The organism is Klebsiella sp. CN_Kp113 (assembly GCF_040064585.1).
GTDB lineage: Bacteria > Pseudomonadota > Gammaproteobacteria > Enterobacterales > Enterobacteriaceae > Klebsiella > Klebsiella michiganensis.
On record NZ_JBEAID010000001.1, the window covers coordinates 197,264 to 219,488 of the forward strand.

Below are 22,225 nucleotides of genomic sequence, written 5' to 3' on the forward strand. Positions count from 1 at the left end.
CAAATTGCACTGTAATAATGCACTATCAGAAGGAGTAAGTGATCCCGGTTGAAATCAGCCCGCTCCAGGATTTGTCCACCATCGGGCTATCGGTAATTTCGTCAGACAGGCGGGTATAGCGCGCCACGCCGTATACGCTCCAGTCGCCGAGGAAACGATAGTTAGCCGACAGCTCGAGGTACGGGTTCCAGCTGCTGTCCGGATCGTAGCTGCGCATGCCGCTGCGATTCGATTCATGCTTCGAAACACCGTAGTAGTACTCGTTCTGGTTGTCGCTGTTCCACTCCACGCCAATACCCGGCGTAAGCGTCAGGTTGCCGTTGGTATAGCGATACAGCCAGGCCAGATCCCACACGATACCGTTGCTGTTATCGAGGGTGTCCCCCGACAGCGCGGTGCGCAGGAAACCGTACTGCGTATAGTGTTCGTAGGAAAGCCCTGCCATCACCGTGGACTTACGTTTATCCAGACGGCGCATCTGCTCGCTATCGCTGTCGCCTGGCTTAAAGTACATCGGCGACCAGTAGGCGGTCACGGAGAGCTTATCGTTGGTATCATTCCACAGGTAGAGGCCACCGCCCAGGCCGCGGAACCAGAAGTTATCGCTCTCGTAATTAATCACCGGCACCGGGTAAACATCAGCATCATATTGCTTGTACGGATGTTCAACGACGCCTACACCCGCCCCTAAAGTGAACTTCCCTTCAGCGTGTACGGCGGATGCTGAAGTCGCAATCAACACACCAAGTGCCAGAAGTTTGATTTTAGTCACGATCCATATTCCTGTTGTCAAATTATTAGCGCAGGCAGTTTAACGTTGTATACGTCATGCCTCAAATTCTTTACCAGTCATTACACTGAATTCACCAGATTCTCATCATCAGATGACCACCCGCTGACAGCTGAATGACAGCGTCATGACGCGGCGAAACCCGAAGTGCGAATGAGACGCTGCTTTTCCGGATGAGTTGTTGATAAGTCATTGAAATTGATTTTCTGCGCCATGCAAGTTTTCCAAATGCATCTACGCTTTAATTTAGAAGAAGTAAATGCGGAGCACGTTATCCCGAGACTTCGCCAACCTGGCATAAGGGTTGCTGGAGATTCAGAGAGCGCTGTGCAGCTTACCTCTTCCGGGGGCTCCCACTATTCATATGAACGGCTCTCAACCTGTGCTAAAAACGAAAGGACGGCATGCCATGAATATATTCGATCACTATCGCCAGCGCTATGAAGCTGCCAAGGACGAAGAGTTCACACTGCAGGAGTTTCTTACCATCTGTCGGCAAGATCGCAGTGCTTATGCTAACGCAGCAGAAAGATTGCTGATGGCCATCGGTGAGCCGGTCATGGTCGATACGGCCCTCGAACCCAGGCTATCCCGTCTCTTTTCAAACCGGGTCGTCGCGCGCTACCCGGCCTTTGAAGAGTTTTACGGTATGGAAGATGCCATCGAGCAAATTGTTTCTTACTTAAAACACGCCGCTCAGGGGCTGGAAGAGAAGAAACAGATTCTGTATCTGCTGGGCCCCGTGGGCGGCGGTAAATCATCGCTTGCCGAACGCCTGAAGTCCTTGATGCAGCGCGTCCCTATCTATGTGCTCAGCGCAAACGGTGAGCGCAGCCCGGTCAACGACCATCCGCTGTGTCTGTTTAACCCGCAGGAGGATGCGCAAATCCTCGAAAAAGAGTACGGCATTCCAAACCGCTATCTGGGGACGATTATGTCGCCGTGGGCGGCCAAGCGTCTGCATGAATTCGGCGGCGACATCACGAAATTCCGCGTGGTGAAAGTGTGGCCGTCAATCCTGGCGCAGATTGCCATCGCCAAAACCGAGCCCGGTGACGAAAACAACCAGGACATCTCGGCGCTGGTCGGTAAAGTCGATATCCGTAAACTGGAACACTACGCGCAGAATGACCCGGATGCCTACGGCTACTCCGGCGCTCTGTGCCGTGCCAACCAGGGGCTGATGGAGTTCGTCGAGATGTTTAAAGCGCCTATCAAGGTGCTGCATCCGCTGCTGACCGCGACGCAGGAAGGCAACTATAACGGTACCGAAGGGATCTCCGCCCTGCCGTTCAACGGGATTATCCTCGCCCACTCCAACGAATCGGAATGGGTGACCTTCCGTAATAACAAAAACAATGAGGCCTTCCTCGACCGCGTGTATATCGTCAAGGTGCCTTATTGCCTGCGTATCTCGGAAGAGATCCGTATCTATGAAAAACTGCTTAACAACAGCGAGCTGACCCATGCGCCGTGCGCGCCGGGCACGCTGGAAACGCTGTCGCGCTTCTCCATTCTGTCGCGCCTGAAAGAGCCTGAAAACTCAAGCATTTATTCAAAAATGCGCGTCTATGACGGCGAAAGCCTGAAAGACACCGACCCAAAAGCGAAATCCTATCAGGAGTATCGCGATTATGCCGGCGTTGATGAAGGGATGAACGGCCTGTCTACCCGCTTCGCGTTCAAAATCCTGTCGCGGGTATTTAACTTTGACCATGCCGAGGTCGCCGCCAACCCGGTGCATCTGTTCTACGTCCTCGAGCAGCAGATCGAGCGCGAGCAGTTCCCGCAGGAGCAGTCAGAGCGTTACCTTGAGTTCCTCAAAGGCTATCTGATCCCGAAATATGCAGAGTTTATCGGGAAAGAGATCCAGACCGCCTACCTTGAATCCTACTCGGAGTACGGGCAGAACATTTTTGACCGTTATGTCACCTACGCTGACTTCTGGATTCAGGATCAGGAGTATCGCGACCCGGATACCGGCCAGCTGTTTGACCGCGAGTCGCTGAATGCGGAACTGGAGAAAATCGAGAAGCCCGCCGGGATCAGCAACCCGAAAGACTTCCGTAACGAAATAGTCAACTTCGTGCTGCGCGCCAGAGCGCACAACAGCGGGCGTAATCCAAACTGGACCAGCTACGAGAAACTGCGCACGGTTATCGAGAAGAAAATGTTCTCCAATACCGAAGAGCTGTTGCCGGTGATTTCCTTCAACACCAAAACGTCAACCGATGAGCAGAAAAAACACGATGACTTTGTCGACCGCATGATGGAGAAAGGCTATACCCGCAAGCAGGTTCGCCTGCTGTGCGAATGGTATCTGCGGGTACGTAAATCATCCTGATAGACCAGCCCGGCTGGCAGCGGCTGCCGGGCTAATAATAACTGCGAAGACCCAATGACATTCAGCGCCAGCATATTTCGGCGCCTGAATGGCCGGGGCATAAGTTGGCAAATGCAGTACAGGAGGGCATATGACCTGGTTCATAGACCGACGCCTGAACGGGAAAAATAAAAGCGCCGTCAACCGGCAGCGCTTTCTGCGCCGCTATAAAGCGCAGATAAAACAGTCGATCTCCGAGGCCATAAACAAGCGCTCGGTGACCGATATTCAGAGCGGAGAGTCCGTCTCCATCCCAACGGACGATATTAACGAACCGATGTTTCATCAGGGGCGCGGCGGCCTGCGCAATCGCGTACACCCGGGTAACGATCACTTCGTACAGAATGACCGCATTGAGCGCCCTCAGGGCGGCGGAGGCGGTGGAGGCAGCGGTCAGGGCCAGGCCAGCGCCGACGGCGAAGGCCAGGATGAGTTTGTTTTTCAGATTTCGAAAGACGAATATCTCGATCTGCTCTTTGAAGATCTCGCCCTGCCGAACCTGAAGAAAAACCAGCAGCGTCAGCTGACGGAATATAAAACCCATCGCGCGGGCTATACCGCTAACGGTGTGCCCGCTAACATCAGCGTCGTTCGCTCGCTGCAAAACTCGCTGGCGCGCCGCACGGCGATGACCGCCGGTAAACGCCGGGAACTGCACGCGCTGGAAGAAGACCTGGACACCATTAGCAAAAGCGAACCGGCGCAGCTGCTGGAAGAGGAGCGGCTGCGTAAAGAGATAGCCGAACTGCGGGCGAAAATTGACCGCGTGCCGTTCATTGACACTTTCGATCTGCGTTACAAGAACTACGAAAAACGGCCAGAACCGTCAAGTCAGGCGGTGATGTTCTGCCTGATGGACGTTTCCGGCTCCATGGACCAGGCGACAAAGGACATGGCAAAACGCTTTTACATCCTGCTGTATCTGTTCCTCAGCCGGACCTATAAAAACGTTGATGTGGTTTATATCCGCCACCATACGCAGGCGAAAGAGGTCGACGAACACGAATTCTTTTATTCGCAGGAAACCGGCGGCACCATTGTCTCCAGCGCCCTGAAGCTGATGGATGAAGTGGTCAAAGAGCGCTATGACCCGGCGCAGTGGAATATCTACGCCGCGCAGGCTTCGGATGGCGATAACTGGGCGGACGATTCACCGCTGTGTCACGAACTGCTGGCGAAGAAAATCCTGCCCGTGGTGCGCTACTATAGCTATATTGAGATAACCCGGCGCGCGCATCAGACGCTGTGGCGGGAATATGAACACCTGCAGTCAACCTTCGAAAACTTTGCTATGCAGCATATTCGCGACCCGGAAGATATTTATCCGGTGTTCCGTGAACTGTTTCATAAGCAAACCTCAAAAGCGGACGGTTAAGCCTTTCCGGACAGCCAGCACAGACGCTGGCTGTTTTTTTACCCCACCTTACCCGGCTCGCGCCTGTTGCAGGGTGACGGGATCAATCTCCGACATTATCAGGTCGGGCAAGCTCTCCAGCTGGTATACCTTGCCGCATTTAACGATAATCTGCCGCGCGTTGTCGTACCCCGGAGCCCAGAGTCGATTATTCATCCGCACATCTTTGTAGACCGCGATAAGCGGTTTTTTCCACGCCGCCGCCATATGGACCACCGAGGTATCCGGCGAGATAACTAAGTCGGCCTCGGCGATAAGCGCCATGCAGTGGTGCAGCGTTTTAAACGGATTCACGCAGACCTTCTCCGGCAGGGGGATCCGGATTTCATTGCGATGATCGAGCAATATGATATTGACGTCCGGATAATCCTCACACAGCCTGGCCAGAAGCGTTGCCAGCTGCGCCTGCGACATGCTGCGGTCCTGATGCCCGGCAAAAATATTAATCACCACGTTACGCCCGTTGAGCGCCGCCAGATAATCACGAACCTGCTGGCAGATATCCTGTGGTATATGCAGATCATAAGATTGCAGAGATTTTTTATCCAGCTGCAGATAATCAGCGATAAAAGAAAATGTCTTACTGACGTGCCAGTTTTCACAGTCAAAATCAAAAGACTTGCTGTAGTGTTTAATAGAAGGCCACTTATTGAAACCCAGTACCGCTCTGGGCTTTATCTGTCGTAACAACAGCATCCTGTGTACCGGAATATCAAACAACGACGGGTCGATTACAATATCGTACTTATTATTCGCAAGCTCAGTAATAACTGACTGAGGAACGTTATGGGTAAATTTGTGCAAATAATCCGCCGAGTCAACATTCTCGGCCTCATAGATATGGCGAATGCGAGGATTATAGCGCATGACCTGACTATTGGATTTGGTCAACAGAAAGTCAACGGTCATTCCCGCCTCGTGAAGGCATTTAACCAGCGCTGAATCAACAACTACATCGCCGATCGCACCTTCATTACGCATTAACAGCACCGTTTTCGCGGAGGTTAAATCAGCTTCGCGGCGCGCGCGACTATCCCAGAACGCTTTAGCGATATAGACTCGCAGGTCATTGCGTATTTTCTTAAAAAAATAATTTCGACGCCTGTTTAGCGCCCTTATTTTTTTAAACTTTCGAGGGGTTCCCTGCACCGCTGCGTTTTCCATCATGATAACCTCATTGCCGCTTTCAATAGTACTGCCTGTAACCCTGCTAAGGACTGGTAAAAATAAGAAAAGTTCGCTTGATAATTAACATTATTTCATTTTTAGCTGCACCAGGATAGCCATAGCAGCATCATTGCAGCATATTTCATTGAGGATAAAATGAGTGAAAAATGGATTTTGCAGGATATTTACGACAGCAATATTCATTAGCGCCCTCATATTTAATAAACTATTTATTTTCATTGCCGCGCGGTGGTGCCCGATTCCGGCACTGGATAGATAAACAGTCTGCCTGCCACCGAACGTGGCGTCCCTGCGCCGCACATGGTAGAATTGTCTTAATTGTGCTGGCGAAATTATCATCATGAAATTACAGAATAAATTACTCCGACATTTCATTTCTGCGGGGGTGGTTGTCCTGACATCTTCATTTCTGGTGTATGAATTAGTCGCCAGCCATCGGGATATGTCGGAATACATGCGCTACATCGTCGAGAAGGGCGAATCCGCCTTTCTGTACGATAAATATCAAAATCAGCTGGTTATCTCCCAGGTCGCGCGAAAGCTGGATACGCACCCCACTGCCGAAAAGGCCCAACAGGCCTGCGCTGGCGTGCAGACCAATGGCAACGTATACGGGCTCAATATCGCCGGGCATACCTTCCCCGGGCTTCACGGTACGCTCAGTACCACCCAGCCTTCGTGCGAGCCGTGGATTAACGATCTCCCGGCGCTGCAGGCTTTTGATGCCGCGATAGCCCAAAGCGATATTATCGCCGCGCTGAATTCGGCAACCTTCAAATCCGATAAACGCTTCCGCTATTACCTCGATTTAGACAATAAATACGCGTATTTCTATTCGCCGATTGAGATAAATAGCAGCCCCGTTGATAACTGGAACTTTCTTCACGACAGTAAACTGGGCATCACTCAGTTCAGTCTTAACGGTTTACTTCGCGGGCGTACGCTAATTTCCAGTATCTATGCTGACGCGCTAACCGGACAGAATATTTTGTCGTTCTTAACCCCGGTCTATCATCGGGATCGGCTGAAGGGCATTGTGATGGTGGACGTCACTCGTCACGATATTGAGAAGCTGCTCTATACCACCGACCGCCCCCTGGTCTGGCGCTATCTCGACATCACCTTAACGGACTCGGACTCAACGTCTGAAATCCGCGTTCACCGCAGCAACACGCATTTTTTCAGCTACGCCCACCATAGCCAGCAGGTGGCGGAAAACCTGCACATTTCGCTGTCGCTGGATATGTCCTATTTTCTGCTTAGCTCCTGGAAGCTATTTTTGTTTTACCTGATATCTACCGGCGTTCTGCTGCACCTGGTACGCATGCACTTTCGCCTGTATACCGACGTTTTTAAAGAAAACATTAGTGATTCTTTAACCGGTCTGTACAACCGAAAAATTCTCTCCTCGCTGCTGGAATCGCGTATGCAAAAGCTCACCGAGCAAGGCGTGAATATCGTGTTTATGGCGCTGGACTGCGACCGGCTAAAATACCTTAATGACACCTGGGGACACGATGAAGGCGACCGCGCCATCGTGCTGCTCGCCCAGTCCATTTCCGCCGCCATACGTAAAAGCGATTACGGCATCCGGCTGGGCGGCGATGAGTTCTTCCTGATACTGATCGATTATGAGGAACAGGAGGCGAAAAATATACCCGAGCGTATTCGCCAGCACCTGAAGGAAATTGACATTAACCAGCGCGTTAATTTCTCATGGGGGGCCTGCAGCATGGCGCCGGGGGATAGCCTGGCCGACGTCATGAAAATCGCGGATGCCCGGCTGTACGAAAATAAAAAGCAAAAAAAACACGCTTACCCGGGGCGAGAGGATTAATCTTGAGGTTTTATTTTTAAGGAAAAAAACGACATGAACGCGCCGGTAAAAGTGAGTATTCATCAGCAGCTGTTGGCGCTGCTTAACCGCGACCACGCCCGTTACCGGGTCGTGGAACATGAAGCCGTCGGAAAGTGTGAAGCCGTGTCGAAGATCCGCGGCACCGCGCTGGGTCAGGGAGCAAAAGCGCTGGTATGTAAAATTAAAGGACATGGGGTTAATCAGCACGTTCTGGCTATCCTTGCCGCCGATCTGCAGGCGGATTTAGCCCGGCTGGCCGAATACGTCGGCGGCAGCAAAGCCTCTCTGGCCAGTCCGGCGGAAGTTGACGCCCTGACCGCCTGCGTCTTTGGCGCCATTCCCCCTTTCAGCTTCCACCCCTCTTTACGCCTGGTCGCCGACCCGCTGCTGTTTGAGCGCTTCCCGGAAATCGCCTTCAACGCCGGGCAGCTTGATAAGTCCATCATCCTTGATACCGCCGACTATCTGCGTATTGCCCGTCCGGAACTGATCGCGTTTCATCGCGAAGCCTGATTGTTCCCTCTCCTGCGCCAGGGCGCGCATTGTGCCGCGGGGGAAAATCGATCGTGCAGATGCCTCAAATCGCGAGTCTGCGATAAAAAACCTGTTTACTTACGCGATTATGCGTAGAGTAAACGGGCTGTTCTTTTTTATATTCTGGCAAGGACCTCTGCACATGCTCGACACCACCCTGTTAATACTGCTGGGCCTGGCGGCGCTCGGCTTTATTAGCCATAACACCACCGTAGCTATTTCAATCCTGGTATTAATTATCGTCCGTGTCACCCCGCTCAACGCCTTCTTTCCGTGGATTGAAAAGCAAGGGCTGACCATCGGTATTATTATTCTCACCATCGGCGTGATGGCGCCCATTGCCAGCGGCACGCTACCGCCCTCTACGCTGCTGCACTCCTTCGTGAACTGGAAATCGTTGCTGGCGATTGCCGTGGGGGTTTTTGTTTCCTGGCTCGGCGGGCGCGGCGTGGCGCTGATGGGCTCGCAGCCGCAGCTGGTAGCCGGACTGCTGGTCGGCACCGTGCTCGGCGTCGCCCTCTTCCGCGGCGTCCCGGTCGGCCCGCTGATCGCCGCCGGGATCATTTCGCTGTTTATTGGGAAGTCGTAGCCAGGCTGGCAAGATAGCGCCCCGGGGTTTGCCCGAGGCCCTTTTTAAACATAGTAATAAAGGCGGTGGTCGAGTCATAGCCCAGGCTCTGCGCCGTCTGCTGTACCGTCTGCCCGCGGATCAGCATCTGCAGGGAGAGGATCAGCTGCAGCTGATGTCGCCAGCGGCGAAAGCTTAAGCCCGTCTCACGCACCACCAGCCGCGCCAGATTGCGTTCGCTCATGGCAAACTCCGCCGCCCACTGCGCCAGCGTTTGCCAGCGGGCCGGGTCGACGGCCATCATGTCCACCATCTGACGAATTTTTGGATGCCCGGAGACCGGGAGCTGCAGGTGCTCCTGCGGCTGCTGCGGGAGTTCATCGAACAGCACCTGCACCAGGCGGTTCATTGCCGGTTTAGCGAGTTCGGCCCTGCCGCGCTCGGCCATAACGAGGATAAGCTCGCGCACCAGCGGCGAAATCTTTAGCGTGCAGCAGAAATCCGGCATCGGCGCCGCGTGGGGTTCAATAAATAAAAAGCAGACCTGCGCCTCCGGCGTCGCGCGATTGCTGTGCGGCACCTGTCCCGGTACCCACACCGCGTACTGCGGGGGCACCATCCACATCGCGTTCTCCACTTCGCAGGTCAGCGCCCCGTGTAGCGCCAGGATGAGCTGACCTTTACGGTGATGATGGCGCGGAATGTACTGCTCGTCCGCGACCACCTGAATACGAAAAGCCGCCGCCGCTTCGTGGCCGCTGTCCGGGTCGTAGCCGTCCAGGCCGAGTCCGATCATGATATTGTCCGATTTTAGCGATAATCTGTCATTTTAGCTTGATTTAAACAGGCGGCAAACAGGCTATGGTAAGCGCCACGTATTCTTGTTTGAGATAGCCATGAATTCTGTTTCACCTTCTGCCGGCCGCCGTAATCTGCTATTGATTACCGGTATTCTGCTTATCGCCACCACCTTGCGGGTCACCTTTACTGGCGCCGCGCCGCTGCTTGATGCCATTCGCAGCGAATATGGCCTCACCACCGCGCAAACCGGTCTGTTAACCACCCTGCCGCTGCTGGCCTTTGGCCTGGTCTCGCCGCTGGCGGCGGGTGTCGCCCGCCGATTCGGCATTGAACGTAGCCTGCTGCTGGCGATGATCCTGATTTGCCTCGGCGTGGGTCTGCGCTCCCTGCCCTTCGTCTCGCTGCTGTTTATCGGAACCGCGATTATCGGCTGCGGCATCGCCCTGGGAAACGTTCTGCTGCCCGGACTGATCAAACGTGACTTCTCTCAGCACGTCGCCAAAATGACCGGCGCTTACTCTCTCACCATGGGGGGCGCGGCGGCGCTGGGTTCGGCAATGGTCGTTCCGCTGGCGCTCGCCGGACTGGGCTGGCGCGGCGCGCTGTTGATGCTGATGGCATTTCCGCTGCTGGCGCTGTTTATCTGGCTACCGCAGGCGCGCAGGCAAGTCACCGCGCCGCTGACGGGGTCGGGCGCCATCCACAACCGCGGGATCTGGCGCTCGGCGCTGGCCTGGCAGGTGACGCTGTTTCTCGGGATTAACTCGCTGGTCTACTACGTCATCATCGGCTGGCTGCCCGCCATTTTGCAAAGCATAGGCTACAGCGAAGCGCAGGCGGGCTCCCTGCACGGGCTGCTCCAGCTCGCCACCGCGGCGCCGGGGCTGGCGATCCCGTTAATACTGCATCGGCTGAAAGATCAGCGCGGCATTGCGGTGCTGGTCGCCCTGATGTGTGCAGTCAGCGCGCTCGGTTTATGGTTTTTACCCGCTCAGGCGGTGCTGTGGACGCTTATCTTTGGCTTCGGTTCCGGCGCGACCATGATTCTGGGATTGACCTTTATCGGGCTGCGCGCCAGCTCGGCGCACCAGGCCGCCGCGCTGTCGGGAATGGCGCAGGCGGTGGGCTATCTGCTGGCCGCCTGCGGGCCGCCGGTGATGGGAAAAATTCATGATGCCAACGGCGACTGGCATATCCCGCTGATCGCCGTGGCGCTGATTTCCGTTGCGATGGCGGTATTTGGCGCGCTGGCCGGTCGCGATCGGGAGATCAACGGCTAGCGATATCGACGCCCGGCAACCGCCGCCGGGCGTTCGCTCACTGACTTGCCGCGCGTAAAAACGCGTGAACCAGCGGCGCAGGTCTGCCTTCCAGCGCATTGCGCTCGTGCTGAAATAGCGTGGCGACAAAGAACGGATGCGTCACCAGTTCTACCGCCCGAATCTCACCGTCATCATCCCAGCCCGTAACCCGCAGGTCGCCCTGCTCCAGCTCGCGGGCAAAATCGCTGGCAATCCCGTAGCTGCAGTGGTAACCCTCTTCAATACTGTCGCGGCCATAGGCGCGAGAGATCAGCGTATTGGCCCGCAGTTCAATGTTGTCCGACTTTTCTACCAGCGAGCAGCTAAGCGGCGCGATAACCATCCGGCCTTCGGTATCGGTTTCCGCATGTGCGGCATCCCGCCAGCCCATAACGTTGCGCGCGTATTCGATAATCGCGTGCTGGAATCCTCCGCAGGTGCCAAGGAACGGAATGCTGTTTTCCCGCGCGTGGCGTATAGCGATAAACGCGCCTTCGGCGTTTTTATAGGGGCTGGCGGGAACCACCCAGATAGCATCGTAATCAGCGAGATCGTCAGCGGACTTTATTTCGCTGGTGGCCAGCCAGTCATAACGCAGCGGCAGCTCCAGTACGGCGGCGGCATCATCAATTGCCAGGGGAATCGCTTTATGGGCAACTACATCAGGGTTGTAATCACCAACCAGGGCAATACGCAGGGGGGAGTTCATAGCAGGATCCTTATGTCAGAGCGAATATCAGGCAACACAAGGAGCCTCAGGTTAGCGATCTCAACGGCAGAACACAATCCTTATTTTGTCTGCTTCTGAACGCGGGTAATTTAGTCTGACTGGCGCTATGGTATAGGGCAGACAAATCGCTATGGATGAATGATGAAGGACAAAATTTTGGTTAGCGCCTGCCTGATGGGCTTTCAGGTTCGCTATAACGGCAGCCACAAAGCCCGGCTGGCTAACGCGCTGTCTCGCTGGCAGAGCGAGGGGCGGCTGGTCACCCACTGCCCGGAGCTGGCTGCCGGATTGCCCATCCCCAGGCTACCGGCGGAAATCCTTGGCGCGCAGGGAGCGGATGTCATGAAAAACCGTGCGAAAATTATTGAAAGTGACGGCCAGGACGTCACTGCGCGCTATCAGCTGGCCGCCTGGCTGGCGCTAAAAGCAGCGCAGGAGGAAGGCTGTACCGCAGCATTGCTCACCGACGGCAGCCCAACCTGCGGCAGTCAGTTTATCTATGATGGTACCTTTAACGGACAGCGCAAACCCGGTGCCGGCGTTGCCGCCGCCCTGCTTCGCGAATACGGGATAACGGTATTTTCCGAGCAGCAGTTGCCGCAGCTGCTTGCCTGGATGGAACAGAGGGAGAGTGACGATGATTCAATGTAAACGGGTTTATGACCCGCAGGAAGCGAGCGACGGCTACCGGATACTGGTAGACCGCCTGTGGCCGCGCGGAATAAAAAAAGAGGCGCTGAATTACGATGAGTGGTGCAAAATCCTGGCGCCATCGACTGATTTGCGTAAGGCTTTTCACGGCGAGACGCTTGATTTTGCCCACTTTAGCCAGCGCTATCGTCAGGAGCTGGAAGCCCACCGCGATGAAGGCGAGCGCCTGGCCGCGCTTGCCAGGCAGCAGCCGCTGACGCTGCTCTACGCGGCGAAAAACACCCGGCAAAACCATGCCCAGGTGCTGGCTGACTGGCTGAAAGCGCTATGACTTAGCCGGATGATCGCGCCGCCAGAGCGCCCATTCATCTAACGTTTCACCACTGGGTAGCTTGCACTCGGTGCGCACGCCCTGCGGGCTTTGGACAGGAACCTGTTTCCCTCCCAGCTGCTGGCAGTATACCGAAGCCGGGTTAGCCATCCCGATCGGGTGTGCTTGCGGCGCCGGCTGAGTCTGCGCGCATCCGGCAAGCGCCAGAGGCAGCATGACTATCATCCCCTTCATTTCCCCTCCTTAATCGATTAAAACGGTCTTTCACCCTGAATCTCCACGGTTTCTCCATTTTAGCTGCACTTTTGCATCGTAGAGTAGCCCTGTTCTCGAATTGACCAGAGAACAGATCATTCCATAATCAATGAGTTTTCCCCGTCGCCCCCGACGGGGCTTTTTTTCCCGCCGCGGATGCAGGTATTCTCCCCCCAGATGTGTTAAATTTTGTGTATCTCTGTTAATTCTGCGCTGATTGTTTTTTAGCATCATTTGCTGGTAGTGACGATTAGCATTCGGGAGCCGTATTTCTCATGTCCGATTTTATTCTCGCTCGCGTGTCGCAAACGCTCGCTAATGAACACTCCCTCGAAACCCTGGTGCGACAGCTGCTTGAGATGCTGGAGCTGGTTACCCGAATGGAATCTACCTACCTGACTCGTATCGACTTCGACGCGCAGCGCCAGCATATTATGTACGCGCACAACAGCAGCGAAATGCAGATCCCCGAAGGGTTCTCCGTCCCGTGGAACGACTCGCTGTGCAAACGCGCGCTGGACGACCGCTGCATTTTTAGCAACGATGTTGCCGAGCGCTGGCGTTCGTGTCTCGCCGCCCAGGATTTGGGGATCGCCACCTTTTTCAGCATTCCCGTGCGCCTGACCGACGGCTCATTATTCGGCACGCTGTGCGCCACCAGCCGGGCAAGACAGCCCTATAACATTGAGGGTGAGCAGGTGATGAATCTGTTTGCCAACCTCATCTCCCATTACGTTGAGAAAGAGACGCTGGTACAGCAGCTTCGGGCGGCTAACGTCGCGCTGGAGATGCATTCGTATACCGACGAGCTTACGGGTTTGCCGAATCGCCGCTCGCTGTTTAAGCATCTTGCCGCACAGTTTTCGCAGGCCCGGGAACAGCAGCGCAGCGTGCTGCTGATTTTTATCGATCTCGATGATTTCAAAGCAATCAACGATCGATTCGGCCACCCGTGCGGCGACAGCTTTTTGATTCAGATCGGAGAACGCCTGGCCGCACGCGTGCGCAGCGGCGATATTGTAGGTCGTCTCGGCGGCGATGAGTTTTTAATTGTCGGTCCGGGTCCCGATTCAGCCGACCAGCAGGAGTATATCGCCGCGTTACGTCAAGCGCTGGCGGGGATCTATTTCCTTGGCGAACACCGGATTAACTACCCCGGCGCCAGTTTTGGGGTGATTGAAGCCGACCCCTGGCAGATCGACGTAGAACTGGCGCTGCGCGCCGCCGATGAGGCGATGTATCAGGATAAGCAGTCTCGCCGTCAGGGGCGTTTTTTTCATATTGACTAATCTACGGTGAAATCCCGTATCATAGTCGACACGACTCGCACTTACAGGGGCTCAATAATGAGACTGGGTATTCTATTTCCGGTGGCTATTTTTATCGTTGCCGTGGTTTTTCTGGGCTGGTTTTTTGTCGGCGGCTATGCGGCACCAGGCGGAGCGTAATGAAAAAAAGCACCATAATTATGCTTATTGTCGCCATCGTCGCCGTGGCGGGTACGCAATTGGGCTGGTGGTAAATCCAGGATTATTCGCGCGTCTTTCCGGCAAGGATTGCAGAATTATCTCATCTACTCAATAAGTTAAAAGCATACACTCACCTCATCAGCCGATGGCGCATGCCCGTTTTTGCGCACGGATTTAACTGGAGAAGTGAGAAATGAAAAAAACGATCGTGTTGCCGTTGATTCTCGCGCTTTGCACGCTGTTATCGGGATGTATTGTCGACCCAGGCTATCACCATCAACACCGCCACCATCATCATGACGACAGAGACTGGCGATAGCCGTGGAAACATAATAAGGCGAACTTCGGTTCGCCTTATTGCATGAAATTAGTCCCGGCGGTCGGAACCTAAAAAGAGGAAACCCAGCGGGATGGAAAACAGCAGCGTAAACACAATGCTGTAAACCGTGACCATCGCCCCCTGCAGGAAGAACATTGACGTCGTCCATTCTGAATACGGCATATTGTATTCACTCACCACGCCGCCAAAGGTGGCGCGCCCAACCACGATAAGCGCGATGGCAAAGATCGCCGCGATCGACAAAAAGAACTTCTTGCTGTTTTTATTGCTGGTGAGTTTCTGCAGAATCATCCGGGTTCCCTTTTTTCTGAGCGATAATCGGCTGTATATGTAACACCAATGCAATCAAAATTGAAGGGATTTTGTTACGAGGCAGTGACAGTCACTATGAGGCCGGTCCCGCGTACCGGCCCCCAACGATTACGACTGGAGCGTCGCCAGACGGGCGGCAAAACCGACAAACACAAGGCCTATCAGGCTGTTGCCGATTTTCGCCAGCTTCTTTTTCGTCTTCACGTAACGCGTAACGAAAGAGCCGGAGAGGATCAAAAAGCTCATATAGATGAAGCTGATTATCTCCAGGGTCAGCGCCAGAATAAAGAACGCCAGCCCGGGCGTTTTGGCGCTGACGTCAATAAACTGCACGAAGAATGAGACATAAAAAAGAATCGCTTTTGGATTCGTCAGGCTAAGGGTCAGCGAACGTTTGAGAATCGCGCTGCCCGGCTCGGAATCAGCAGACGAATGACCATCACGCTGGGTTAACACCGCGTAGAGCATCTTGCCGCCCATCCACAGCAGATAAATCGCCCCCAGGTAACGCACGATATTGAACAGCACCGGCGTAGTCTTGATGAGCGTCGCGACGCCGGCAAAAGCCAGAAACATCAGCACCGCATCGCCAATAAACACGCCTGCCGCCGCCAGATACCCTTTTTTAACGCCGTGGGCGATGCCGGTCTTGAGGACAAAAAAGGTATTCGGGCCGGGAACCAGGATGATAAAGATAGCGCCGACCAGATAGGTCAGGTAATTCAATACACCAAACTCAGCGAACACAACGCACTCCTTCGCTTACAACAAAAAATATGATCCCGCGCACGTTAACGCAACCGGGACCATTTTGAAAGCGCCGCGAGTGCGGAGGGCTTAATAGAGCGAAGTTTCGCCCAGCGGACGGGTTTTAAAGCGGCGGTGAACCCACAGGTATTGCTCCGGCGCGCGCAGGATCTCTTTCTCAATAACCTTGTTGATATAGCTTGCCGCATCCTGTTTATCTTCGCCAGGATAGTCGCTCATGACGTCGCTGATGTGCAGGCTATAACCTCTGCGGTCCGCTTTACGCACCATGCTGATGGTGAGCATTTTCGCGCCCGACAAACGAGAGAGTACGTAGGTACCGTTGGTCGTTGCTGCCTGCTGTACCGAGAAGAACGGGGCAAATACGCTCCCCTTCGGGCCGTAGTCCTGATCCGGCGCAAACCACACCGCTTCACCCGACTTTAAGGCATGTACCAGACCGGATAAATTACGACGGTCAATCATCGCCTTGTTCGAGCGCAAACGACCGCGCGTCTGCACCCACTCCATTAACGGGCTATTATGCGGACGGTAGGTCGCCATCATCGGACGACACAGCCCCATCGTACGGCCACCCAGTTCAAGCGACATAAAGTGGACGCCAACGACCATCACGCCTTTTTGTTCGCTCAGAGCATTATTGAGATTGACCATACCTTCCACGTCAAACCATTTCTTAACGCGCTCATCGCTCCAGAACCATGCCATCCCTGTTTCAATCAGGCCCATCCCTAGCGACATGAAGTTCTGTTCGATAAGCTTTTCGCGCGCCGCGGGCGACATGGTGGGAAAGCAAAGTTCGAGATTGCGTCTGGCGATATGCTCACGGCGTTTCAGGAAGCGCCGGGATGCGCGACCGGCGCTGGTACCGATAAGATGCAAGACGGGATAAGGAAGCTGGACGATGAGCCAGAGCACGCCCAGGCCAAACCAGGTCCCCCAATTACGGGGATGAAGAAGTTTTTTATTAAAAGCGTAAGACATGTTTTTTCCTGTAAACATTAGAACATGAGGTAACGCTTAAGGAAAAAACGAGTCCCTTCATCTGTCATTAGGCGGTACGTGTAGCAGTTCAGACAATAATAATCCTGGTAAATTCACTCCGGCAAGTAAAAAAAGAGGCCAATAGAAAAAAACACAATACCAGCACACCTGTAACAAAATGTAAATAAAAAAGTGAATAATAAACCTCAAATATCCACCGCAAGAATGATTAACGCGCTAATCATTCAACATAAAGTATGCGTCTTTTCCAACCAGAACGTCGCTGTGGTAACCCGCAGGCCGCAGCTGAAGCCGCGTCGAGGTACGGCTGCATCCAGATGAGGTCGGGGTAGCCTCTGCTTTCTGTTATCCTTTTCACAACGTTTGCGGACAGGCTATTCCTTTATCTTCCATAAGCCTCACTGACATAAAATAGCAATATTAAAAATGAGTGTCAGAGAAATGACTAAAATAAGAATCAGCTTATTTTACTTTCCTGACAATAATTAATATTTATCGACAATTATCCATATCGCCGGTGGGTTATTTCAGACTTTTTACCTCCGTTGCTTTAACAGAACAGCAGGCAATAAAGTTCAAATGCCTTTTATGACGTTGAAAAAAATGCAACATAGATAAAAATCTCGGACGATTCTCGCGCTTCAACAAACCATTGCCGACAATTTTTAGCGCCTGTTTAAAACCTTCATCTTTCATCAACCCTCGCGGCGACATCAGCGACATCGGTCCATGATGAATGCTTACGGCGTCAAAGCCGGTCCGTTGGAAAAGCGTCTGCCAGGCGGCGGCGCTCAGCGGGCTGACGTGGGATTTCACCCCCCCCTGCAGCTGCCGCCGGGCGTCCTCTCCCAGCGCATCCTGCGTATACATGATATCGTGCGTCAGCAAACGACCGCCGGGCTTAAGAACGCGAAAATATTCCGCCACCAGTTTCTCTTTGGCTTTATCCGCATACATGGTGAGCATCGCTTCATTTATCACCATATCAAACGTTGCATCGGCAAATGGCAGCCGAGCGGCATTCGCCTCCATCACTATCACCCGATGATCCACACCTTCGCGAACGATATTTTGCCGGGCTTTCGCCAGCGCGTCTTTATCCATATCGATGGCGTAAACGCTGCAGCGAAAACGCTGCGCCAGCTCAATAGAGGTTGTCCCCATATTACAGGCTACCTCCAGAACTTTACTGTCGGCGGTAAAACCCGCCTGCTGAAATAGCCACTCTGTGGCTTCAATGCCGCCGGGGCGTAAGCGGGTTTTCCCCTGGCTTGCCAAAAACGTATGTCCGGCTTTTTCGCTTGCGTTCATTTGTCTCTCCTCACTCCCTATAAGATGCATTATAAATACAACATTAAGGTTAAGGAGGGAATAATGATAATGAATTTTATTTTCATTAAGAAGAAAGGGAAAGAAATGATGCAATGAGGGGAAAAATCTATTCAATATTTAACAATCACTTACCGTTACTATGGGGCTGTATGGCCCTTATCCCTGCCGCGCTTTATTGAAATGATAACCATTCTCATATTAACATATGCCGTATTGATTAACTCTCCTGAACCTGGCTATGTCACCTTCTTCCGCCATCGCCTCTCCGCTGACGCTTGCCTCGCTCTATAGCGACCATCATGGCTGGCTGAAAAAATGGCTTACCCATAAGTTGCAATCCGCTTATGACGCCGACGACGTAGCGCAGGACACCTTTGTCCGAATTATGGCCGGCGAGTCGCTGTTGACGATTCGCGATCCAAAATCTTTTCTCTGCACGATTGCTAAACGGGTGATGATCGACCTGTTCCGCCGCAACGCCCTGGAGCGCGCCTGGCTCGACATGCTCTCTCAGCTACCGCCAGAGCTCTCTCCCTCACCGGAGCTACGGCAGAGCCAGCTCGAACTGTTACAGCAGATTGATGCCATGCTGGACGGGCTTAACGCAAAAGCCCGGGAAGCGTTTTTGCTCTCGCAGCTTGAAGGGCTGACCTACGCCGATATCGCCAGCCGCCTGGCGGTTTCCGTCAGTTCGGTTAAGAAATATATCGCGAAAGCTACCGAGCACTGCCTGCTGTTCCGTCTGGAGAACGGCCTGTGAAACCGACGCTAAGCGAATCCCGTCGTCAGGCGCTGCGTTCCGCCTCGCACTGGTACGCGGTCCTCAGCGATGGGCGCGTCAGTCCGCAGCAGGAGGCCCGCTGGCAGCAGTGGTATGAGCAAAACAACGAAAATCAGTGGGCGTGGCAGCAGGTAGAAAACCTGCGTCAGCAGATGGGGCAACTGCCGGGCGGGCTGGCCAGCCGTGCTCTTCACGATAGCCGTCTGGCGCGTCGCCACGTGCTGAAAGGGCTGATGCTTTTGCTGGCGGCCGGAGGTAGCTGGCGGCTCTGGGAGTCCGAGCTGGCGGAGGGCCTGGGCGCCGACTACCGGACGGCGAAAGGGATACCGCGCCCGCAGCGGCTTGCCGACGGTTCGCTGCTGACGCTGAATAGCGAAAGTGCCGCGGACGTCCGTTTTGACGCGCGGCAGCGCATGGTTCATTTACGCTACGGCGAAATCGCCATCAGGACCGCTCACGACAGCCGGCAGCGGCCTTTTCGGGTGCAAACGCGGGAAGGCACTCTCACCGCGCTCGGGACCGCATTCACCGTCCGTCAGTTTGCCGGCGGCACCCGGCTGGCGGTACAGCAGCATGCCGTAGAAGTGGTTTTACCGTCCGGCAGCGCCCAACGCGTTAACGCCGGGGAAAGCCTGTGGTTTACCCGCGATCGCTTCGCCGCCCTGGTTAAGCTCAACGGCGGCGAGGATAGCTGGATCCGGGGCGTGCTGACCTTCCACGACGCCCCGCTGAGCGAAGTGGTCGAAACCCTCGCCCGCTATCGCTCCGGGGTGCTGCGCTGCGATCCCGCCGTGGCCGATTTACGCCTGAGCGGCACCTTTCCGCTGGGCGACCCTGATGCCATTCTGCAGGTTATCGCGCAAACGCTGCCGATTACATTGCGGTCTGTCACCCGCTACTGGGTCACGCTCGTTCCGGCCTGAGAAAAAAATCGAAAAAATTCTCATTCTCTATTGTCCCTTTTCCCCTGCTCGTTCGACTTATCTGATGAATATAACCAAAAACGATGGTGGAGAAGAGATGACGCCTTTACGCGTTTTACGCAAACCGATGCCTCTGGTGATGGCAATCCGTTTAAGCCTGCTGCCGCTAGCGGGGCTGGCTGCCGCGCCGGTATTCGCCGCCGCGCAGTATGATATTGCCGCCGGGGAGTTAGATCACGCCCTGAACCAATATGCCGCCCGCAGCGGTATCACGCTTTCCGCCGACGCCAGCCTGACGCGCGGCAAGCATAGTCCGGGCCTGCACGGCAGCTTTGAAACCGAAGAGGGTTTACGCAGGCTGCTGAACGGCAGCGGATTACGGCTCAAGCCGCTGGGCAAGAACGTCTGGACCCTGGAGCTGGAGCCCGCGTCCGTCAGCGCAGAATCCACCCTCACCGTCGTCGGGGACTGGCTTGGCGACGCGCGCGAAAACGATGTCTTTGAGCACGCCGGCGCCCGCGACGTGATCCGTCGGGAGGATTTCGCCAAAACCGGCGCCGCCACGATGCGCGAAGTGCTGAACCGGATCCCCGGCGTCAACGCGCCGGAAAATACCGGCACCGGCAGTCACGACCTGGCGATGAACTTCGGTATTCGTGGCCTCAACCCGCGGCTTGCCAGCCGTTCCACGGTGCTGATGGACGGTATCCCGGTTCCCTTTGCCCCCTACGGCCAGCCGCAGCTTTCGCTGGCGCCGGTCTCGCTCGGCAATATGGACGCCATCGATGTCGTGCGCGGCGGCGGCGCGGTGCGCTACGGGCCGCAGAGCGTCGGCGGCGTGGTGAACTTCGTCACCCGCGCCATCCCCGAGGATTTTGGCATTCAGGGCGGCATTGAAGGGCAGCTCAGCCCCACCTCTTCGCAAAACAACCCGAAAGAGACGCATAACCTCGCGATCGGCGGCACGGCGGACAACGGTTTCGGATCCGCCCTGCTTTACTCCGGCACCCGGGGCAGCGACTGGCGCGAACACAGCGCCACGCGGATTGATGATGTGATGCTGAAAAGCAAATACGCGCCCAACGAAGTCCATACCTTTAACAGCCTGCTGCAATACTATGACGGCGAAGCCGATATGCCCGGCGGCCTCTCCCGCGCCGACTACAACGCCGACCGCTGGCAGTCCACGCGTCCTTATGACCGCTTTTGGGGGCGCCGCCAGCTCGCCAGCCTCGGCTACCAGTACCAGCCGGATGCGCAGCATAAATTTAATATTCAGGGGTTCTATACCCATACCCTGCGCAGCGGCTACCTGGAACAGGGTAAGCGCATTACCCTCTCCCCGCGCGAATATTGGGTCCGCGGCATCGAGCCGCGCTACAGCCAAAGCTTTATGATCGGCCCATCCGCCCACGAAGTCGGCGTCGGCTATCGCTACGTCAACGAATCGACCCACGAGATGCGTTACTACACCGCGACCACCAGCGGCGAGCTGCCCAGCACCGCCAGTCCGTACGATCGCGATACCCGTTCCGGCACCGAAGCCCACGCCTGGTATATCGACGATCGCGTGGATATCGGCAACTGGACGATTACGCCAGGTATGCGCTTTGAGCACATTGAGTCTTATCAGGACAATAATCTGCTGGGCACCCGCGAACGGGTCAGCTATAACGCCCCGCTCCCGGCGCTGAATGTTCTTTATCACCTCACCGACAGCTGGAATCTTTATGCCAACACAGAAGGCTCATTCGGCACCGTACAGTACAGCCAGATTGGCAAGGCTGTGCAAAGCGGCAATGTGGAACCGGAAAAAGCGCGAACCTGGGAAGTCGGCACCCGCTACGATGACGGCGCGCTGACCGCAGAGATGGGGCTGTTCCTGATTAACTTCAACAATCAGTACGATTCCAACCAGACCAATGACACGGTCACCGCCCGCGGTAAAACCCGTCATAGCGGCCTGGAAGCGCAAACCCGTTACGCCCTCGGCGAGCTTTCACCCGCGCTTGATAATCTCTCTGTCTACGCCAGCTATGCGTACGTCAATGCTGAAATTCGCGAGAAAGGCGATACCTACGGTAACCAGGTTCCCTTCTCGCCGAAGCACAAAGGCACCTTTGGCGTCGATTACAAGCCCGGCAGCTGGACGTTTAACTTCAACGGCGACTTCCAGTCGAGCCAGTTTGCCGATAACGCCAATACCGTTGCCGAAAGCGCCGATGGCAGCACCGGCCGCATTCCCGGCTATATGCTGTGGGGCGCTCGCGTGGCCTATGACTTTGGCCCGCAGATGGCCAATCTCAACCTCGCGCTGGGGGTGAAAAACATCTTCGACCATGCGTATTACACCCGCTCGTACGACGATAACAACAAAGGGCTTTACGCCGGTCAGCCGCGCACGCTGTACCTGCAAGGATCAATGAAGTTCTGATGATAGAGCGTTGCCGGACAGCGCTATTCTCGCCCTGTCCGGCAAGCTGGAGTGAAT

General features: G+C 55.0%; 23 protein-coding genes. 14 read left to right on the forward strand and 9 right to left on the reverse strand.

From position 1 onward, the window contains the following. Positions 1–25 precede the first annotated feature (25 nt). A complete protein-coding gene (locus ABLV30_RS01065; protein WP_004850021.1) occupies positions 26–772 on the reverse strand; it encodes a MipA/OmpV family protein in 747 nt (248 codons plus the stop codon). 427 nt (positions 773–1,199) lie between these two features. Between ABLV30_RS01065 and yeaG the strand changes: the two genes are divergently transcribed. Both yeaG and ABLV30_RS01075 read left to right on the forward strand, forming a co-directional pair. Then, entirely contained in the window at positions 1,200–3,134 is a 1,935-nt protein-coding gene (yeaG, locus tag ABLV30_RS01070) for a protein kinase YeaG (protein ID WP_004121478.1), read from the forward strand. Between the two features lie 130 nt (positions 3,135–3,264). Further along, entirely contained in the window at positions 3,265–4,548 is a 1,284-nt protein-coding gene (locus ABLV30_RS01075; RefSeq protein ID WP_004138302.1) for a YeaH/YhbH family protein, read from the forward strand. Between the two features lie 48 nt (positions 4,549–4,596). Here the strand turns inward: ABLV30_RS01075 and ABLV30_RS01080 are convergent, their stop codons facing one another. Further along, positions 4,597–5,754 (reverse strand): glycosyltransferase family 9 protein, encoded by a 1,158-nt coding sequence (locus tag ABLV30_RS01080; protein WP_004850015.1) that lies wholly within the window; start codon positions 5,752–5,754, stop codon positions 4,597–4,599. A gap of 361 nt (positions 5,755–6,115) precedes the next feature. Between ABLV30_RS01080 and dgcJ the strand changes: the two genes are divergently transcribed. From dgcJ to ABLV30_RS01095, 3 genes are all read left to right on the forward strand, one after another. Further along, on the forward strand, positions 6,116–7,612 hold the full coding sequence (gene dgcJ / locus ABLV30_RS01085) for a diguanylate cyclase DgcJ (RefSeq protein WP_025106948.1): 1,497 nt from the start codon (positions 6,116–6,118) through the stop codon (positions 7,610–7,612). Positions 7,613–7,645: 33 nt separating this feature from the next. Then, on the forward strand, positions 7,646–8,146 hold the full coding sequence (locus ABLV30_RS01090) for a YbaK/prolyl-tRNA synthetase associated domain-containing protein (protein ID WP_004850011.1): 501 nt from the start codon (positions 7,646–7,648) through the stop codon (positions 8,144–8,146). 163 nt (positions 8,147–8,309) lie between these two features. Beyond that, positions 8,310–8,756: a DUF441 domain-containing protein gene (locus ABLV30_RS01095; protein ID WP_004138309.1), complete on the forward strand. Its 447-nt coding sequence runs from the start codon at positions 8,310–8,312 to the stop codon at positions 8,754–8,756. On the opposite strand, the gene ABLV30_RS01100 is transcribed toward ABLV30_RS01095, so the two are convergent. Next, a complete protein-coding gene (locus ABLV30_RS01100) occupies positions 8,740–9,534 on the reverse strand; it encodes a helix-turn-helix transcriptional regulator (RefSeq protein WP_162557342.1) in 795 nt (264 codons plus the stop codon). The genes ABLV30_RS01095 and ABLV30_RS01100 overlap by 17 nt on opposite strands. Positions 9,535–9,631: 97 nt before the next feature. On the opposite strand from ABLV30_RS01100, the gene ABLV30_RS01105 reads away from it, so the two are divergent. Further along, a complete protein-coding gene (locus ABLV30_RS01105) occupies positions 9,632–10,816 on the forward strand; it encodes a CynX/NimT family MFS transporter (RefSeq protein WP_025106946.1) in 1,185 nt (394 codons plus the stop codon). A gap of 37 nt (positions 10,817–10,853) precedes the next feature. Here ABLV30_RS01105 and ABLV30_RS01110 read toward each other — a convergent pair whose 3' ends face one another. Beyond that, positions 10,854–11,546, reverse strand: coding sequence for a CTP synthase (locus tag ABLV30_RS01110; protein ID WP_025106945.1), 693 nt, complete (start codon positions 11,544–11,546; stop codon positions 10,854–10,856). Between the two features lie 162 nt (positions 11,547–11,708). Here ABLV30_RS01110 and ABLV30_RS01115 point away from each other — a divergent pair, with 162 nt between their 5' ends. Together ABLV30_RS01115 and ABLV30_RS01120 are read left to right on the forward strand one after the other, a co-directional pair. Next, positions 11,709–12,218 carry a DUF523 domain-containing protein gene (locus ABLV30_RS01115; RefSeq protein ID WP_048261682.1) on the forward strand — a complete coding sequence of 170 codons (510 nt, stop codon included), beginning with the start codon at positions 11,709–11,711 and terminating at the stop codon, positions 12,216–12,218. After that, entirely contained in the window at positions 12,205–12,549 is a 345-nt protein-coding gene (locus tag ABLV30_RS01120; RefSeq protein ID WP_014228940.1) for a DUF488 domain-containing protein, read from the forward strand. The genes ABLV30_RS01115 and ABLV30_RS01120 overlap by 14 nt, the downstream gene beginning before the upstream one ends. Here the strand turns inward: ABLV30_RS01120 and ABLV30_RS01125 are convergent. Beyond that, positions 12,544–12,783 (reverse strand): DUF333 domain-containing protein, encoded by a 240-nt coding sequence (locus tag ABLV30_RS01125; protein ID WP_048261679.1) that lies wholly within the window; start codon positions 12,781–12,783, stop codon positions 12,544–12,546. The genes ABLV30_RS01120 and ABLV30_RS01125 overlap by 6 nt on opposite strands. Before the next feature lie 296 nt (positions 12,784–13,079). Between ABLV30_RS01125 and ABLV30_RS01130 the strand changes: the two genes are divergently transcribed. The 3 genes from ABLV30_RS01130 to ABLV30_RS01140 all read left to right on the forward strand — a co-directional run bounded on the left by ABLV30_RS01130 (position 13,080) and on the right by ABLV30_RS01140 (position 14,592). Beyond that, a complete protein-coding gene (locus ABLV30_RS01130) occupies positions 13,080–14,093 on the forward strand; it encodes a sensor domain-containing diguanylate cyclase (protein ID WP_025106942.1) in 1,014 nt (337 codons plus the stop codon). Positions 14,094–14,150: 57 nt separating this feature from the next. Beyond that, complete coding sequence (locus ABLV30_RS01135; protein WP_004101234.1) at positions 14,151–14,252, forward strand: YoaK family small membrane protein; 102 nt, start codon at positions 14,151–14,153, stop codon at positions 14,250–14,252. 214 nt (positions 14,253–14,466) lie between these two features. Then, the gene (locus tag ABLV30_RS01140; RefSeq protein ID WP_106510570.1) at positions 14,467–14,592 is read left to right on the forward strand and encodes a hypothetical protein; all 126 of its coding nucleotides are present in this window, start codon (positions 14,467–14,469) and stop codon (positions 14,590–14,592) included. A 48-nt stretch (positions 14,593–14,640) separates the two neighbouring features. Here the strand turns inward: ABLV30_RS01140 and ABLV30_RS01145 are convergent, their stop codons facing one another. The 4 genes from ABLV30_RS01145 to ABLV30_RS01160 all read right to left on the reverse strand — a co-directional run bounded on the left by ABLV30_RS01145 (position 14,641) and on the right by ABLV30_RS01160 (position 18,009). Further along, on the reverse strand, positions 14,641–14,904 hold the full coding sequence (locus ABLV30_RS01145) for a DUF2534 family protein (protein ID WP_004131510.1): 264 nt from the start codon (positions 14,902–14,904) through the stop codon (positions 14,641–14,643). A 129-nt stretch (positions 14,905–15,033) separates the two neighbouring features. Next, positions 15,034–15,672 (reverse strand): leucine efflux protein LeuE, encoded by a 639-nt coding sequence (gene leuE / locus ABLV30_RS01150; protein ID WP_025106941.1) that lies wholly within the window; start codon positions 15,670–15,672, stop codon positions 15,034–15,036. 90 nt (positions 15,673–15,762) lie between these two features. After that, a complete protein-coding gene (lpxP, locus tag ABLV30_RS01155; protein WP_004138325.1) occupies positions 15,763–16,677 on the reverse strand; it encodes a kdo(2)-lipid IV(A) palmitoleoyltransferase in 915 nt (304 codons plus the stop codon). Between the two features lie 543 nt (positions 16,678–17,220). Beyond that, a complete protein-coding gene (locus tag ABLV30_RS01160) occupies positions 17,221–18,009 on the reverse strand; it encodes a class I SAM-dependent methyltransferase (protein ID WP_348865491.1) in 789 nt (262 codons plus the stop codon). A gap of 259 nt (positions 18,010–18,268) precedes the next feature. Between ABLV30_RS01160 and fecI the strand changes: the two genes are divergently transcribed. From fecI to fecA, 3 genes are all read left to right on the forward strand, one after another. Then, a complete protein-coding gene (gene fecI / locus ABLV30_RS01165) occupies positions 18,269–18,790 on the forward strand; it encodes a ferric citrate uptake sigma factor FecI (RefSeq protein ID WP_014838169.1) in 522 nt (173 codons plus the stop codon). Next, positions 18,787–19,734 carry a ferric citrate uptake sigma factor regulator FecR gene (fecR, locus tag ABLV30_RS01170; protein ID WP_049082201.1) on the forward strand — a complete coding sequence of 316 codons (948 nt, stop codon included), beginning with the start codon at positions 18,787–18,789 and terminating at the stop codon, positions 19,732–19,734. Before fecI ends, fecR begins: the two co-directional genes overlap by 4 nt. 97 nt (positions 19,735–19,831) lie before the next feature. After that, entirely contained in the window at positions 19,832–22,168 is a 2,337-nt protein-coding gene (gene fecA / locus ABLV30_RS01175; protein WP_102802821.1) for a TonB-dependent Fe(3+) dicitrate receptor FecA, read from the forward strand. Positions 22,169–22,225: the final 57 nt, after the last annotated feature.